Source organism: Pseudomonas rhizozeae, from assembly GCF_031583775.1.
Taxonomy (GTDB): domain Bacteria; phylum Pseudomonadota; class Gammaproteobacteria; order Pseudomonadales; family Pseudomonadaceae; genus Aquipseudomonas.
In genome coordinates, this window is sequence record NZ_JAVLSB010000075.1 from 44,141 (window position 1) to 58,581 (window position 14,441).

The following is a 14,441-nucleotide window of genomic DNA, read 5'->3' on the forward strand; positions in this document are numbered from 1 at the left end:
TCGACACAGAATATAATCAGCGCAAAATGCGCGTCAATGATTTATATGGCGATCTACACATAAATGGAGGCAGCACATGGCGGCTCGTGGGCGACCCCGGAATTTTGATAAAGACAAAATTCTTGCGAAGGCAATGCGGCTGTTCTGGGAAAAGGGATTCGAAGGCGCCTCAATGGCAGATCTGACGGCCACTATGGGCATCGGCTCGCCGAGCTTGTATGCGGCGTTCGGTTCCAAGGAACGGTTGTTCAGAGAAGCGATAGAGCTGTACAACGCCACCGATGGCGCTGCGGTCTGGCAGGAAACGCTCGCCGCGACTTCGGCCTATGGCGCTGTAGAAGCGTTCCTGATGACCTCGGCCCTGCAATTCAGCACGCTGGATAAACCCAGCGGCTGCTTCATCACCCTGGCCACCTTGCACTCGACGCCGGCCAGCGCCGTTCTTGCAACGGAGGTCTCTGCCAGAAGAGTGCGCAATCTGGAGCTTCTGGCCGAGAAACTGGCGCAAGGTGTCGCGAGCGGTGAGATTGACGGGAAAGTAAACATCGACGCGTTGGCGCGATTTTTCCTGACGGTTCAACAAGGCATGTCGATCCAGGCTCGCGACGGTGCAAGTCATCAGGTCCTGGAGCAAATCGCCCGCAGCGCGCTCACCGCATGGAACTCACTGACCACCGTTGGATGATCGTGAGTTCCAACGTCCGCTCGTAGACGATGACTCTCTTCCCCAGGACTGCGAGAGAGCCCAGAACCAACGTGCACCGATCGATTGCTTCTACGGCTTTAGCGCCACCGCAATCACCTCAGCCAATCCCTTCAATCGCTCGCTGTTTTTCGCCGGGCCCTGCTCCGCCGTCAGCAGCACAAATTCGACCTCGGGCAGCGGGGGCAACAGGCCCTCGCGCACTTCCACCAGGTTGGCGCCGACCACCGCCGATGCATTGAGGCAACCAATCCCCAGCCCCGCTCCTAACGCCGCCTGCAAGCCGCCGACGCCTGAGGCGATGTGCGCGACAACGTGCGGAACGCGATGGGTGTCGAGTTGCTGGCGGACCAAGCGGTGCAGCGAACAGGTCTCGGGCAACAGGGCCAGTTCGACGGTTTTCGGCAGCGCGGTGATGGTCTGCCCGCTCGCCATCACCCACATCAGCGGCTCGGTCCGCAGTACCTGTGCGTCGTCGGCGGTGCCAGGCACGGTACCGACCATCCGCATGACGATCGCCAGGTCCAGCGTACCGCTGCGGTAAGCGGCCAGCAGCTCATCGCTTTTGCCGACCTGTGTCCGCAGGCGTAAACCGGGGTACTGCTGCGCGATGCGCGCCAACAGCTGCACGAGCTGACCCGGCCGGAAGTAATCGGAGATGCCCAGATGAAGTTCGCCCTCGAGCGGCGTGTCGTGCATGTCGCGCCACGCGGCATCGGCCAAGGCCAATATCTTGCGTGCATGCATGACCATGCGCTCGCCCGCTGCGGTAGGCCGCACACCCGATTTGCTGCGCACCAGAAGCTGCTCGCCGGCGGCCTCTTCCAGTTTGCGCAGCTGCTCACTCAGCGACGACTGCGAGAGAAGTCGCGTCGCGACCGCTGCCGAGAGACTGCCCGCATCAACCGCCGCGACCAGTGTTTTCAGTTGTTCGAAATCAAAGCCACGCATGTCTATCCACCCGATAAGCCGATGACAAGCATCGTATCTTACGGCTTTTCCAATGGAAAGAACCCTCGCAGAATGGCCTCACCAACCAACCGCGAGGACATCTGCATGCCTTCCATCACCCTCAAACTGTCCGGCCCGCGCAACTCCGAACTGGGTCAGCACGCCATAGCCGCCATCAACCGGCTCACCGCTGAAATCCTGGGCAAACAGCCCGAACTCATGGCAACAACTCTCCAGTACATTGCCGCCGAAGACTGGTTTATCGCCGGGCAACCCTTATCGCAAGCAGGCGGCAGCGCGTTCCATCTGGACATCAGCATCACCGACGAGACCAATACCAAAAAGGAAAAAGCACTGTTTCTGCTGGAGGTTCATGCCGCGATGAGGGCGCTATTGCCAGACCTGCACGAGGTGTCCTACGTGCACCTCATCGACGCCCGCGCAGCGGCGTATGGCTATGGCGGCCGCACTCAGGAATGGCGGCATCAGCAGCAAGGGGTGTGAACTGTCTGAGTCCGTTCTTGCGGACGGCCTCTCAGAAAAGCACCGCCCTGAATGCCGCAGACGGCATAGACTAGGCGCATTCAGGCGTGGCCTCACGCTGGACGCCTGCAAAAAACTTTAGCCATTTTGCGAGGAAAACCAGTCGATGGAGCGGTGCGAAGTAGCGGTGCTTGGGTTGGGTGCCATGGGTGCCGCGACGGTTTATCAGTTGGCGAAATCCGGGGTTCGGGTGATCGGCATTGACCGGCATCACCCGCCCCACACCTTGGGCTCCAGCCATGGCGATACGCGGATTACCCGACTGTCGGTTGGTGAAGGCGCGCAGTATTTACCGATCGTCCGTCGCTCCCACACGCTGTGGCGAGAACTCGAAGCCTTGTCCGGTGAAGCGCTGTTCGAGCAGTGTGGCGTGCTGGTGTACAGCTCCAACCCCGAGCAGAACGTCACGGGTGAAGACGACTTCACCCAACGCACCATCAAGCTGGCCCAAGCGACGGGCATCGAGCACGAAGTGCTGTCGGCGGCGCAGATTCGTCGACGATTCCCGCAGTTTTCTACGGTGCTCGACGACGCTATCGGCTACTTCGAACCCAGCGGTGGCTACCTTCGGCCTGAGCGGTGCATTGCCGTGCAGCTCGATCTCGCCGAACAACAGGGGGCGACGCTGTTCAAAGGTGAAACCGTGATCAACCTCGCGTCAGGCGAGCAAGGCGTGACCATCACCACCGACCAGCGCACGATTCTGGCAGGCAAAGTGGTGGTCAGCGCCGGCATGTGGTCCCGGGAATTATTAGGGGCGCCCTTCGACCGTTTGTTGCGCGTCTGTCGCCAGAAGCTGTTCTGGTTCGAGCTGGAGCAAGACGCGCAGTTTGCCGAGCCGTCGCCGACCTTCATCCTTAGCCACGGGCCAACGGACGACGACATGAATTACGGCTTCCCGCCGATACCCGGCGAAGGCAGCCTGAAAATCGCCACGGAGCAATACCTGGAAGAATCAATGCCCGACACCCTGGACAGAACCGTCTCCGCCGCCGAAGAACGGGAAATGTTCAACACCCAGGTCCGCGGCAAAATCACCGGCGTAACCTCGCGGGTAGTGAAATCGGCGGTGTGCCCCTACACCGTCACGCCGGACAGCGACTTCATCATCGATGAGCATCCACGCCTGGCGAATACCTTGGTGGTGTCCGCCTGCTCCGGCCACGGATTCAAACATTCGGCTGCGCTGGGTGAAGCGCTGGCGCAATGGTGCCTACGCGGCGAAAGTGATCTGGACCTGTCGGCGTTTTCGTTGAAGCGCTTTGACGGGCAGCTCTGAGGCTGGCGACAGTCTGTAGCGTTACGGCGTCGGCTCAGCATCCAGCGCCGTGGCGAAATGCGGCACCACAAACTCACCCAATTCCTGAACCACTTCGTGCGCCGGGCGACGACCATACTTGAGGTTCAAACCCACGTGGTTAACGCCGATCTCGCGCAACGATTGCAAGTAGTGAATCAGGAAGCGGTGCCCCGAGCGGAAACCCAATTGAATGGGCGTCGGCTGCTCCGCCGGGTCAGCCGAGAGATCGATATAAAGCGACTGCGAGAATGGCTTGAAGCCCTCAGTCATCGAGCGCCAGTTGCGGATCGTCACGGCTTGTTGCACCACGTCCTGCGGGTAGTAGAGCCAGCCGTCGGCATGCTGGGCGATCCACTCCAGGGATTGCCGCGAGTGCCCCGTGACCATTACCGGAATGTTGCCCAACAGCGGCTTGGGCAGCAGGTCGGCGCCAGACATCTCGACCCTCGGCGTGGAGATGCGCGGCGAATCTTCGCTCCACACTCGACGCATCACGGCCAAGGCTTCGGCGAACGATTCCTGGCGCGTTTCGATCGCGGTGTTAAACGCCGAGAATTCGCTGGGCCGGTCACCGGTGGCCAGCCCCAACACCAGGCGCTGCCCCGACAACCTGTCCACCGAGGCCGCCGACTTGGCGAGGTGCAAGGGGTGCCGCAAGGTCGAAACGATGCTGCCGGTGGCCAACGCGATGCGGCTGGTCTGCGCCGCCACATAGCCCATGAACACCCACGGGTCATGTATGTGGCCGACGTCGCCGAACGACGGCACATTCAGAAAAACGTCCCTGAAATACAGCGCTGAAAATCCGTAGCGTTCGGCCATCTGCGCGGTGCTGATCTGCTGCGCGATGTCCATCTGCGGGACGGCCCCGCTGTAGGACTCAATCGCGAAGAAAAGCCCCAGCGTCAGGTGCCCTTCGCGGTACATGGCCGAATAGCCGCGGTGCTCTTTGAAGTCTTGCATGGTTAACGATCGATCCCAGTGAAAGAGTGTCGGCGGACAGCTTTTTGGCCTTGCCTGATTAGACTTTGCCGCTGACATACGCCGTGTATGGCCGTAAAAATACAGGATACGGCTCGTATGTCAAATGCTTGATCGCCTCCTCCTCGCTGTAAATTTCCGATGAGACAAACGGTATTTTCCGTCGTTGACAGACGGACGTTCGCCCAGTCAGAGGCCAACGACCCGCACCAGCCGCCAGCCGCCGTTACCCACTCGCCCAGCCCATTACAAACCAATGGTTAATTCTGAAACAACGCAAAGGGCGCTACAGTCCGGGGACATCCCGCCGTAGATTAGTGCGACTCGTCGCCCACCGGAGTCGATCCCATGACTCACTCTGCGACGGACCATTTCTCAACACGGAACCTCCCATGAAAAAAATCGGCTTCCTCTCTTTTGGGCACTGGACCGCGGCGGCCCATTCGCAAGCCCGTTCAGCCGCTGATGTGCTGCTGCAATCCATCGATCTGGCGGTGGCGGCCGAGGAACTGGGGGCCGACGGTGCGTTTTTTCGTGTCCACCACTTCGCCCGGCAACTGGCCTCGCCCTTCCCTCTGCTGGCCGCCATCGGAGCCAAAACCCAGCGCATCGAAATCGGCACCGGCGTCATCGACATGCGCTACGAGAACCCGCATTACATGGCCGAGGATGCCGGCGCGGCGGATTTGATTGCCGGGGGCCGGTTGCAACTGGGCATCAGCCGTGGCTCGGGCGAACAGGTGATCGACGGTTGGCGGCATTTTGGCTACGCACCCGCTCCGGGCGAAACCCATGCCGACCTGGCGCGCCGTCACACCGAAGAATTCTATGAGTTGCTGCGCGGCGAGGGCTTTGCCCAGCCCAACCCAAGGCCAATGTTCGCCAACCCGCCGGGGTTGTTGCGTCTCGAGCCGCATTCCGAAGGCCTGCGCGACCGCATCTGGTGGGGCTCAGGCTCCGACGCGACGGCGGTGTGGGCAGCCGAAATGGGCATGAATCTGCAGACCTCGACGCTGAAAGTGGACGAAAGCGGTCGCCCCTTGCACATCCAGCAGGCCGAGCAGATCCGCGCCTACCGTGACGCCTGGGCCGCCGCCGGCCATACGCGCCAGCCTCGGGTGTCGGTCAGCCGCAGCATCTTCGCCATCACCAACGACCAGGACCGCCTGTACTTCGGCCGAGAGACCGAAACCGAAGACACCATCGGTTTCCTCGACGGCGACATCCAAACCGTCTTCGGTCGCAGCTACGCCGCCGAGCCCGAGGCGTTGATCGCCGCGCTCGCCAAGGATGAAGCCATCGCAGCGGCGGATACCCTGCTGCTGACCATTCCCAATCAACTGGGCGTCGAATACTGCGCGCACGTCATCGAATCCATCCTCACGCATGTCGCGCCGGAGCTGGGCTGGCGTTGAGGGTTAAAAGCAGGAAGGAAGCTAGGGCATGACGCCCTAGCGGACAGCGCGTATCACTTTTTCTTTTTCGCTGGCTTTTCAGCCTTGTCTGACTTCTTGGTTTTTTCCGGCTTGCTATCGGCTTTTTTCGCTGATTTCTTTGGCTCGGTGTCTTTCTTTTCCTTCTTCTCTTTCTTGTCCGAAGACTTCGAAAGAGTCGACGCCGCCGCGGATTTCTTGGCAGGTGATGCGTTTTTGTCTTTCAAATCCTTACTGGCTTTGGAAGACACGTCTTTGCTTTTCTTTTCGTCTTTAGCCACGTTGACCACCTCTTGGAATATGCCGGTATTGGCACAATGCCTGTCGGAATTCTCCACAAGCTGATCATTAGGCGAGCGCGCCGAAAAGCCGTTCACTTTATTTATGGGGCGCGTTGGCCGAGGTTGATGTGCCAACCGAAGGCTCTGCAGGAAGAGCCCATAAAGAGCACGCCCACGGCGCATCACTGATTGGCCACATGCCAAACGAAAACGCCTACCGGCCCGCAAAATGTTCGCGGGCCGATAGGCGTCATGGTCGGGCTGGCTGAGCCGTTCGGCTGAGGGCGCTCAGACCATCAAGCAGCGGCCAGTTTTGCCGCGATCTTCGCCACGTACTCGCCCTGATGCCGGGCGATGCCCAGCTCACGCTCATTCGGCTGCCGCGAGCCGTCGCCGCCGGCCACCGTCGACGCACCGTAAGGCGTGCCAGCGCCACCCTGGGTAATGTCGAACAGCGCGGGGTCGCTGTAACCGATCGGCACAATCACCATGCCGTGGTGCGCCAGAGTCGTCCAGGTCGAAGTGATGGTGGTTTCCTGGCCGCCGCCGGTCCCGGTCGAGGTAAACACGCTCGCCACTTTGCCGACCAACGCGCCCTTGGCCCACAGACCACCGGTCTGGTCGAGGAAGGTGCGCATCTGCCCGGCCATATTGCCGAAGCGCGTCGGCGTACCAAAAATGATCGCGTCGTAGTCGCCCAACTCCCCAGGCGACGCCACCGCCGCTTGCTGGTCAACCTTGCCGTAAGCGGCTTTGAACGCCTCGGCGTTCATGGTTTCCGGCACCCGTTTGACGGTCACTTCCACGCCCTGCACCTTACGCGCGCCGTCCGCCACGGCATTGGCCATGGTTTCGATGTGGCCGTACATTGAGTAATACAAAACCAGTACTTTTGCCATGCTCAGTTGTCTCCAGTTTGGTGATAAACGCTGTTGCTCAGGATCGCGACTTCAAAGTGTAGTGGCTGCCAGCGCTACCGTAGTCCAAAACGATCACAGGAAAGACACCCATGACCCGAAACCAACTCGCCGACATGTACCGTGGTTACATCGACTGCCTGAACCGCCAGGACTGGGCGCACCTGGGGGATTTCGTCAGCGACCACGTCACTTACAACTCAACCCCTGTCGGCCTCGACGGTTACCAACGCATGCTCGAACGGGACTACCGCGAGATCCCCGACCTGGTGTTCCGCATACAACTGCTGATGGCCGACCCGCCGTACATCTCCAGCCGACTGCAATTCAACGTCACGCCGAAAGGCGAATTTTTCGGCCTGGCCATCAACGGGCGCAGGGTCGAATTCGCCGAAAACGTGTTCTATGAGTTCGTCGACGGCAAGATTGCCAACGTGTGGTCGGTGATTGATAAAGCGACGATTGAACAACAGCTCGGTTCTGCATAGCCTGAGTGCCGCTTCAGCCCGTTGTCGCTTGAACACAGGGAGTTTCAATGCGTAAGGACTACCTCGCTTTCTTTATGTCGCTGTTTCTATCGCGGCTGGCAGATCAGATCTTGTTGTTTATCGTGCCGCTGGTGGTGTTCCAGACCACCAACAGCGCGTCGTGGGCCGGGCTGGCGTTTTTCGTCGAGTCACTGCCGCGCTTTCTGGCATTTCCGTTGTGCGGCGCGCTGTGCGACAAATACTCCCCGATCAAAATCCTCCATATCAGCCAGATCTACCGCGCACTGCTGTGCGTGCTCGCCGTGGCGCTGATCGGCGTGTTTGGCGGCATCGCCTGGGTGGTGGTGCTGTCGGCGGTGTGCGGGGTGCTGACCACCCAAGGCATCATGGCCCGTGAAGTGCTGATGCCGCATATATTCCAGCACTATAGCTACACCAAAACGCTGTCCTACTCGCAGATCGCCGACCAGAGCGGCCTGGTGCTCGGGCCACTGGTGGCGGCGCTGTTGCTGGAGGTGTGGGCCTGGCATTGGGTGGTGCTGTGGATCGCCGTGCTGTTCCTGCTCGCAGACCTGAGCATGCGGGTGTGGCAACGCTACAGCCGTATCACCCTGGACGTGTTCGAGCAGCATCAAGACATCTGGCTGCAGCCTTTGCGCATCGCCTTCGGCCACATCCGCAACCGCGCGGAACTGCAAAAAATCATCACCTTGGCGGTGGGCGTCAACCTGATCGTCGGCGTCACCCTGGCCACGTCGGCGGCCATGGTCATCGGCGAATACGACGCCGGCAAAAACGCCTACGCTGCGTTGCAAGCGGCCGGCGCCGTCACCACCATCGTCATTCTGTTTTTCCTGGCGCGGGTGGTCTTGCCGCTGCGGGTCTTGGGGGGCATGGGCTACGCCATGATCGCCGCCGGCGCCTTTATCAGCGCCCTGAGCCCGAACCTGATCGGCTACGGGGTCGGCTTCCTGCTGATCGTCGGCTTCGACAAAATGTTCAACGTCTACATGCGCACCCTCCGCCAGCAGGTCATTCCAACGCGAGACTTCGGCAAAACCGTGGGCGTCATCACCCTGCTCAACAACCTGTCCCAGCCCTTGGCCGGTTTGTTGGTGGCGTTGCTGGGCGCGCCGTTGGGCACGCAACCGGTCATCCTGATCCTGGCCGTGCTGACCGCCCTTATCGGAGTGGCCGGCCTCTGGTGGTTTGCCAGACGATCGAACGCAGTGTTTGAGGCTGACCAAGGAGCCGGACGCTGACAGCAGCGAGGGCAACAACGCCCTCGCCCTCCGCATCGCTAATTACGCGGGTGGGTCCAGACGATCCAGCGCCCGATTCACCGCCAGTTCGCCGAGCATGATGATCTGCGCAATACCCAGCAATGCATTACGGCTCGGCCCTTCCAGCGTCCCCGCCAGGTCACCGGCCATCACATTCGCCGACGCCAGGGATTCACAGGCGTGGACCAACAAGGTTTCAGCGTCGAAGTCCGGGTTGATGATGAACATCGTGCTGGGCGACCGAGAACTGGCCTTGATGCCTTCAGTGTTGAGGTAATAGTCCAGCGCACGCTCGGCGGCTTCGTGGAATTTCTTGGTGTGCGGATTTTCGTAGGGAGATGCGGAATCGGGTGGGGTTTGGTGGTCGGTTTCAGCTTCGGGTGGGTTTGGGGTTGGTTTGAACATTCGCAAGGTCCTATTGGTTTCGTGCCAACCTCCGCTACTAAACGGAAGTGGAGGCAACTGTGCACAGGTTAGTAGACCGGGGACCCAGCAAGCCGGCGCGCCCGAGGGCGCCCTGTACACAGTCACCATAAAGCACAGGCGCAGGAATGCCTGACTGAACGGAGCTTGCGCACCTTACTGGATAACCTCGGGCTACTAAACCCGATCACTGATGGGCAGTGACGTGGATCAAGTTACCGGTGGGTGGCCGGGCTCACAAGCCGGCGGATTCTGGCGCAGCTGTAGGCAAAGGCACAAGGGTTTGTGGGTTTCTGGACGTGGCGAAAGCTGGGAATAAACATGCGCGCGTAAGGACTGTTTACTAAATCGGGAAAATTTTGGGCCGCTTTCGGCCAATAGCGGCCGTTCTGGAATGGCAGGAAACGACCGATAACTGCCTTCGATACGCGACTTTCGCCCGCCAGCGGCTCGATTGTAAGAATATGGCGGAGAGCTGCAAAACCGCCTACGCTTATAGAATGATTTCTCGAACGCCTTGCCCATCTGGTGGTATAGAGCCGAGAGATCTGACTTCCTTTGACCGTCCGCTTAACACCCACCCGGACCAACCCGCGCGTATCGCCAGCAACTGCCCCCTGAGTCCGGTCCACACGACCAGCAGTACGGCGCAACGGGTAAAAGCCAGACCCAGTCCCCCCACCTGCCGTTCAAAAGCGACCGATGCCGCAGCACCTCTGGAAACGGGGGCGCTGTTCACGTTCTGCCATGAGGTCAATCCGTATGTATCGGCCGAGCACGATTCCTTACCAGCAGCATAGAGGGTTCAGCCGAACCTTCACTCAGGGGCATTTGAGCCTTGGATTATTCTTTCCCATGGAGGCGTTCGACGGGGACACTCCGAGCATGCTCAACCAGGTCACACTGGCTAAACAAGCCGAGGCGCTGGGCTTCTGCGCGCTCTGGTTTCGCGACGTGCCGCTTCGCGACCCTGGCTTCGGCGATGTCGGCCAAGTCTTCGACCCCTGGGTTTACCTGGGTTATATGGCCGCCCATACCTCGGAGATTGCACTTGGCACCGCCTCCATCGCCATCCCGCTACACCATCCCCTGCACACGGCCAAGGCGTCAGCCAGCGTCGATCAGTTGAGCACTGGTCGCTTGATTCTGGGGGTTGCTTCGGGAGATCGGCCAGTGGAGTTTTCGGCGTTTGGCGTCGATCCCGAAAGGCGTGGAGAGATCTTTCGAGAACACTACGAAGTGATTCGCCGCGCCCACAGCACCAGTTTTGAGCCCATCCACTGGAGCACTGGTGAAATGCAAGGCGCAGACCTGATTCCGAAACCTACCACCCAATTCATTCCAATGCTCGTGACCGGCAACAGTCGCCAGTCACTGGATTGGATCGCGCGTGAGAGCAACGGATGGATCAACTATCCACGCATTCCGAACATGCAGCGGCTGGTCGTGGAAGATTGGCGACTGGAGGTCACGAAACAATGTGGTTCTGTGTATAAGCCCTTTACTCAGTCGCTGTACATCGATCTCGATGAGAATCCGTCAACGCCACCCACACGTATCCATTTGGGGTTCAGACTTGGACGTTACCATCTACGATTTTTGCTGGAGTCGCTTGAGGAAATCGGCGTGGACCACGTCATTCTCAATCTCAAATACGGCAAGCGCCCTGCGGTGGAAGTTATTGAGGAATTGGGTACGCACATCGTTGCGCAGTTCGGAGTGCAGCCGCGTCCGGCAGCGCATTGAATATCGGTCACTGCTACGCCGACGGATGCTCACTTGACGAAACCATAAGGTGTCACGGCGCGGATGACCTCCGGATCTATATTAATGATGGAGATCTTCGCGCCATGAGCGACCGTTGCCCGGCAAGCAATCTACCCTACCCAGCCTAAACCAATGATGAGCACATTGCCTTGCAGATTCTGTGAGGCCTCCACGCCGTCCATGGACACGATTTGCGCGCGTATCCTTTCACTGTACCGAGCGCGCAAGCATGGCATGAATCCTGGACACGGCACTTTAGCCATGACATTTATCTTAAATACAAGTGTTTTAATTGATCACCGCCCGGGACAACAGCAGGCCCAGGCGATCCTGATTTTCATACAAGACATCGTGAGCCTCCCCGAACTGAATGGAACTTCCTGTTGGATTTGCTTAACCGGGCAGCTTGGCCGCAAGGACGTCAACCTTCTCGATTGATGGCGGTTCGGCAAACAGCTCGGCAGCGTTTGCCATAAGCGCCGCCGCGACCTTGCCCGAAAGATGAGCCTGCCGGCCCGCTTCATCCGGGAATGCGTCAAAGATGCCAAAAGTGGATGGCCCCAAGCGGATTCCAAACCAGGCTGTAGTGGCTGGCTCCTCCTCCACTAAAGGAAGGCCGCTCAAGAGAAAGCGCTCCACCTCATTCTCTTTCCCAGGTTTTGCTTCCAGACGAACGAACAACGCTACTTTGACCATGACGTGGCTCCTGTTGTTACGGTGCGGCTGGTGCTATCTGGTCGCAATAGCTAAAAGGGGCATCCGGCAATTAACTATGGTCGACGACACCAGGATTACAAACCCAAAGAGACCAAGGGTAGCGTCGCATGTCGCTCGGACACTGAGAATGACGTAGTGGGCAACGTGCAAGCCGCAGACCAGCCGCTTGATCACTTTTCCCGAACTGTGGCCTGATAATAAATACTCAACGATATCTGAAATTCAGGAGAACATAACAGATCATGGTTACTGTCAGGCCGACCAATATGTACTCGACACGCGGTAGAAATATAACTAACCCACCTAAAGAAAGCACGATCAAGGTGTTTTGCAGTATGTATTTCCTTATTCGACTCACGGCTATGAAATAGCCATATTGCTTCCCCAGGAAAAACAATGCCATGCCGATGATCGACATGATCTGGAAATCGCGCATCGCAATGTCATTCAGGATCGCATGCCTGATCAAATTTGCTAGGAGTGCCAGCCCCATAAAAAGAAAAAGGTGCGAGTAGATCAAGGCGTGCCCACTCATACTGCTGTGATTTTTGCTCAGCAGGTAAAAGCTATCAAAATAGATCCACCAGATACTGCAAATCATGATGAATCCGGTGATGGCCGCCATCACATTGTAATAACCCCATTGAATGTTAGATAAGCCTCCGGAAAGGCTAATAATTGACTCCCCCAATAAGATTAGGGTGAGTAGGCCTATGCGCTCAACCAAGTGTTCTGTGTGTGCTGGCAATGGCTTTAGTTTAGTCCAGAAAAATACAGGAAACAGAATATCAAGAACAATCCCAATATAAGCAACAAGGTAACGCAAGGGCGGGTCGAAAATAACCGATGAGAGACTAATGACTGCGCTAATTAACAGGGCGAAGCCGAGCCGAGAGGAGAGCTCACCGCGAGAATCGAATTTACTTATGGACGAAATGTACATGATGCTGATGATGGCACGTATGCCAAAATAGCAGGCAATAATAAGCGGGTAGTTTACTTCCAAATCTTCCCCGATCCGTGCCGATAGCACAATGAGCAGGAGCATTATGAATAATGTTGCCAAACGGTGAAGATTGCTGTCTGTATCAAACCTGTTGGAGTAAATCGTGTGACTGGACCAGATCCACCACAACGGTACAAAAAGCAGCAAGAATGTCCATAATTGCTTATGTTCAAAGTGCCCGTCATGAACATGTCCGAGAGTGTGCGTAACCTGGCCTATCGTAACAACGAAAGTCAGGTTAAAAAACAACTCCAACCATGTGGCGTGTCGATTTTTTTCATAATACTTCAAAGATTTCATTAGCTGCCGGCTCCGTGTACACCTCTTTAATGTAGAAGGAAGCTAACGCTGGTTTGCCCTCGGCTCTGGTGTGGGTGATGCCGGGCCGATGTCGCAATCTAGCGATTTCGTCCGCGCACTAACAGAAGCTCAATCATCTGACTCATCTCGTTGAACTCTGGGACCCCGTCATAGCGAAGCCCGTCAATGTAAAACGCTGGGGTGCCATTCACGCCGCTGCGTACACCGCCATTGAAATCGGCTTGTATTTTGGGAATGTAAGTATCCTCTTGCATTGCAAGATCGAATTCCTCCCTGGAAAGGCCGTGTTTGAGAACGATGGCGCGATACAGCGGCAGGCCCAATCGATCCTGATTTTCGTACAATTCGTCGTGGGCCTCCCAGAAGAATCCTCGACTCCCGGCATACTCAGCGGTGACCGCTGCACCCAATGCATGGGGGTGAGCGGTGGTCAGAGGGAAGTTACGAAACACAAACAGCAAGTCATCGCGAAAATGCTGTTGCAGATTCTTGACCATCCAATAAGCTTCACCGCAATAGGGACATTCATAGTCGCCAAATTCCACCAAGGTGACCTTGGCATGCGCACTTCCCTGGCGATGGTCGTTGGCACTTACCGGGACTTTGAGAGTGGCCATGTAATCACCTGTTAATTTTTGGTTGGCGTACTTTGTGGCGAATTCACCAGAGCATCCAGCGCATCCAGAATGCCGTCCGCCCCAGGGTTGATTGCCATTGGTGAGACGTAGCTCCAGGCGACCACCCCCTCCTTGTCAATCACGAACAGTGCCCTCCTACAAACTCCGAGCTGGGACTCGTACGCTCCATACTGTCGTGCCACCGTCCCTTTGGGCTCGAAATCGGCCATCAGGCTGAAGTGGAAATTTCGATCTTTGGCAAAGGCCTGATGACACCAGGCGCTGTCAACCGAGATACCCAATAGCACCGCACCATATTCTCTGAAGGTGGGTAACAACTGGTTGTACAAGGTCAGTTGGTCACCACACACCGAAGTCCAGTCAGCGGGATAAAACGCCAGTATCACGGGATTTCCCTTTAGCTCACGCAGCGACAACTGTTGATCAGGGGTTGCGTGAAGAGTGAAGTCGGGCGCGACAGTGCCGGCCGGCAGCGGACCCTGAACCAGGTCGCCATTGGTTTTTTGTGCATCATCTAACTCTGGAGTATTCATTGCTTGAACCTTGATAGATGGGTGGTTGGGACGTGCTCAGTGGGATACGACGTGCCCGACGGGATAACTCCATCCACCATCAAGGGTTCAAATAAAGACAACGCTGCCTCGATCTCAGCCTGAGCGTGAGTAATTTCGGCAGCGAAACGTTTACGT

The 14,441-nt window shown here is 57.7% G+C and carries 16 protein-coding genes and 1 pseudogene; 7 read left to right on the forward strand and 10 right to left on the reverse strand.

Features of this window, described 5'->3' with window-relative positions:
* The first annotated feature begins 76 nt into the window (after positions 1 to 76).
* A complete protein-coding gene (locus tag RG836_RS26195; RefSeq protein WP_310850693.1) occupies positions 77 to 685 on the forward strand; it encodes a TetR/AcrR family transcriptional regulator in 609 nt (202 codons plus the stop codon).
* 90 nt (positions 686 to 775) lie between these two features.
* On the opposite strand, the gene RG836_RS26200 is transcribed toward RG836_RS26195, so the two are convergent.
* On the reverse strand, positions 776 to 1,654 hold the full coding sequence (locus RG836_RS26200; protein ID WP_310850694.1) for a LysR family transcriptional regulator: 879 nt from the start codon (positions 1,652 to 1,654) through the stop codon (positions 776 to 778).
* A gap of 21 nt (positions 1,655 to 1,675) precedes the next feature.
* Between RG836_RS26200 and RG836_RS26205 the strand changes: the two genes are divergently transcribed.
* Complete coding sequence (locus RG836_RS26205; protein ID WP_310850695.1) at positions 1,676 to 2,158, forward strand: tautomerase family protein; 483 nt, start codon at positions 1,676 to 1,678, stop codon at positions 2,156 to 2,158.
* Positions 2,159 to 2,303: 145 nt separating this feature from the next.
* Entirely contained in the window at positions 2,304 to 3,476 is a 1,173-nt protein-coding gene (solA, locus tag RG836_RS26210; protein WP_310850696.1) for an N-methyl-L-tryptophan oxidase, read from the forward strand.
* A gap of 21 nt (positions 3,477 to 3,497) precedes the next feature.
* On the opposite strand, the gene RG836_RS26215 is transcribed toward solA, so the two are convergent.
* Entirely contained in the window at positions 3,498 to 4,460 is a 963-nt protein-coding gene (locus RG836_RS26215) for an LLM class oxidoreductase (RefSeq protein WP_310850697.1), read from the reverse strand.
* A 410-nt stretch (positions 4,461 to 4,870) separates the two neighbouring features.
* Between RG836_RS26215 and RG836_RS26220 the strand changes: the two genes are divergently transcribed.
* Complete coding sequence (locus RG836_RS26220) at positions 4,871 to 5,893, forward strand: LLM class flavin-dependent oxidoreductase (protein ID WP_310850699.1); 1,023 nt, start codon at positions 4,871 to 4,873, stop codon at positions 5,891 to 5,893.
* Between the two features lie 53 nt (positions 5,894 to 5,946).
* Here RG836_RS26220 and RG836_RS26225 read toward each other — a convergent pair whose 3' ends face one another.
* Both RG836_RS26225 and wrbA read right to left on the reverse strand, forming a co-directional pair.
* Complete coding sequence (locus RG836_RS26225; RefSeq protein WP_310850781.1) at positions 5,947 to 6,201, reverse strand: hypothetical protein; 255 nt, start codon at positions 6,199 to 6,201, stop codon at positions 5,947 to 5,949.
* 287 nt (positions 6,202 to 6,488) lie between these two features.
* Positions 6,489 to 7,091 carry an NAD(P)H:quinone oxidoreductase gene (wrbA, locus tag RG836_RS26230; protein ID WP_310850701.1) on the reverse strand — a complete coding sequence of 201 codons (603 nt, stop codon included), beginning with the start codon at positions 7,089 to 7,091 and terminating at the stop codon, positions 6,489 to 6,491.
* Positions 7,092 to 7,201: 110 nt separating this feature from the next.
* On the opposite strand from wrbA, the gene RG836_RS26235 reads away from it, so the two are divergent.
* Together RG836_RS26235 and RG836_RS26240 are read left to right on the forward strand one after the other, a co-directional pair.
* Positions 7,202 to 7,597 (forward strand): ester cyclase, encoded by a 396-nt coding sequence (locus RG836_RS26235; protein WP_310850703.1) that lies wholly within the window; start codon positions 7,202 to 7,204, stop codon positions 7,595 to 7,597.
* A 47-nt stretch (positions 7,598 to 7,644) separates the two neighbouring features.
* A complete protein-coding gene (locus RG836_RS26240) occupies positions 7,645 to 8,859 on the forward strand; it encodes an MFS transporter (protein ID WP_310850704.1) in 1,215 nt (404 codons plus the stop codon).
* Positions 8,860 to 8,901: 42 nt separating this feature from the next.
* Here RG836_RS26240 and RG836_RS26245 read toward each other — a convergent pair whose 3' ends face one another.
* A complete protein-coding gene (locus RG836_RS26245; protein ID WP_310850706.1) occupies positions 8,902 to 9,285 on the reverse strand; it encodes a DUF6124 family protein in 384 nt (127 codons plus the stop codon).
* A gap of 780 nt (positions 9,286 to 10,065) precedes the next feature.
* Here RG836_RS26245 and RG836_RS26250 point away from each other — a divergent pair.
* A complete protein-coding gene (locus RG836_RS26250; protein WP_310850707.1) occupies positions 10,066 to 11,049 on the forward strand; it encodes an LLM class oxidoreductase in 984 nt (327 codons plus the stop codon).
* 38 nt (positions 11,050 to 11,087) lie between these two features.
* Here the strand turns inward: RG836_RS26250 and RG836_RS26255 are convergent.
* From RG836_RS26255 to RG836_RS26275, 5 genes and pseudogenes are all read right to left on the reverse strand, one after another.
* Positions 11,088 to 11,276 (reverse strand): annotated as a pseudogene (locus tag RG836_RS26255) (monovalent cation:proton antiporter-2 (CPA2) family protein); the annotation flags it as partial.
* 187 nt (positions 11,277 to 11,463) lie between these two features.
* Complete coding sequence (locus tag RG836_RS26260) at positions 11,464 to 11,766, reverse strand: putative quinol monooxygenase (RefSeq protein ID WP_027614304.1); 303 nt, start codon at positions 11,764 to 11,766, stop codon at positions 11,464 to 11,466.
* 226 nt (positions 11,767 to 11,992) lie between these two features.
* Positions 11,993 to 13,093: a low temperature requirement protein A gene (locus RG836_RS26265; protein ID WP_310850709.1), complete on the reverse strand. Its 1,101-nt coding sequence runs from the start codon at positions 13,091 to 13,093 to the stop codon at positions 11,993 to 11,995.
* A gap of 98 nt (positions 13,094 to 13,191) precedes the next feature.
* Positions 13,192 to 13,731, reverse strand: coding sequence for a DsbA family protein (locus tag RG836_RS26270; RefSeq protein ID WP_103367061.1), 540 nt, complete (start codon positions 13,729 to 13,731; stop codon positions 13,192 to 13,194).
* An 11-nt stretch (positions 13,732 to 13,742) separates the two neighbouring features.
* Positions 13,743 to 14,285, reverse strand: a complete 543-nt coding sequence (locus RG836_RS26275; RefSeq protein ID WP_310850711.1) for a redoxin domain-containing protein — start codon at positions 14,283 to 14,285, stop codon at positions 13,743 to 13,745.
* Between the last annotated feature and the right edge of the window lie 156 nt (positions 14,286 to 14,441).

What these genes read in the sequence shown, in the direction of transcription:
- RG836_RS26195 (WP_310850693.1), top strand. Translation starts at nt 77, where the DNA reads ATGGCGGCTCGTGGGCGACCCCGGAATTTTGATAAAGACAAAATTCTT.
- RG836_RS26200 (WP_310850694.1), bottom strand. Translation starts at nt 1,654, where the DNA reads ATGCGTGGCTTTGATTTCGAACAACTGAAAACACTGGTCGCGGCGGTT.
- RG836_RS26205 (WP_310850695.1), top strand. Translation starts at nt 1,676, where the DNA reads ATGACAAGCATCGTATCTTACGGCTTTTCCAATGGAAAGAACCCTCGC.
- solA (WP_310850696.1), top strand. Translation starts at nt 2,304, where the DNA reads ATGGAGCGGTGCGAAGTAGCGGTGCTTGGGTTGGGTGCCATGGGTGCC.
- RG836_RS26215 (WP_310850697.1), bottom strand. Translation starts at nt 4,460, where the DNA reads ATGCAAGACTTCAAAGAGCACCGCGGCTATTCGGCCATGTACCGCGAA.
- RG836_RS26220 (WP_310850699.1), top strand. Translation starts at nt 4,871, where the DNA reads ATGAAAAAAATCGGCTTCCTCTCTTTTGGGCACTGGACCGCGGCGGCC.
- wrbA (WP_310850701.1), bottom strand. Translation starts at nt 7,091, where the DNA reads ATGGCAAAAGTACTGGTTTTGTATTACTCAATGTACGGCCACATCGAA.
- RG836_RS26235 (WP_310850703.1), top strand. Translation starts at nt 7,202, where the DNA reads ATGACCCGAAACCAACTCGCCGACATGTACCGTGGTTACATCGACTGC.
- RG836_RS26240 (WP_310850704.1), top strand. Translation starts at nt 7,645, where the DNA reads ATGCGTAAGGACTACCTCGCTTTCTTTATGTCGCTGTTTCTATCGCGG.
- RG836_RS26245 (WP_310850706.1), bottom strand. Translation starts at nt 9,285, where the DNA reads ATGTTCAAACCAACCCCAAACCCACCCGAAGCTGAAACCGACCACCAA.
- RG836_RS26250 (WP_310850707.1), top strand. Translation starts at nt 10,066, where the DNA reads ATGTATCGGCCGAGCACGATTCCTTACCAGCAGCATAGAGGGTTCAGC.
- RG836_RS26260 (WP_027614304.1), bottom strand. Translation starts at nt 11,766, where the DNA reads ATGGTCAAAGTAGCGTTGTTCGTTCGTCTGGAAGCAAAACCTGGGAAA.
- RG836_RS26265 (WP_310850709.1), bottom strand. Translation starts at nt 13,093, where the DNA reads ATGAAATCTTTGAAGTATTATGAAAAAAATCGACACGCCACATGGTTG.
- RG836_RS26270 (WP_103367061.1), bottom strand. Translation starts at nt 13,731, where the DNA reads ATGGCCACTCTCAAAGTCCCGGTAAGTGCCAACGACCATCGCCAGGGA.
- RG836_RS26275 (WP_310850711.1), bottom strand. Translation starts at nt 14,285, where the DNA reads ATGAATACTCCAGAGTTAGATGATGCACAAAAAACCAATGGCGACCTG.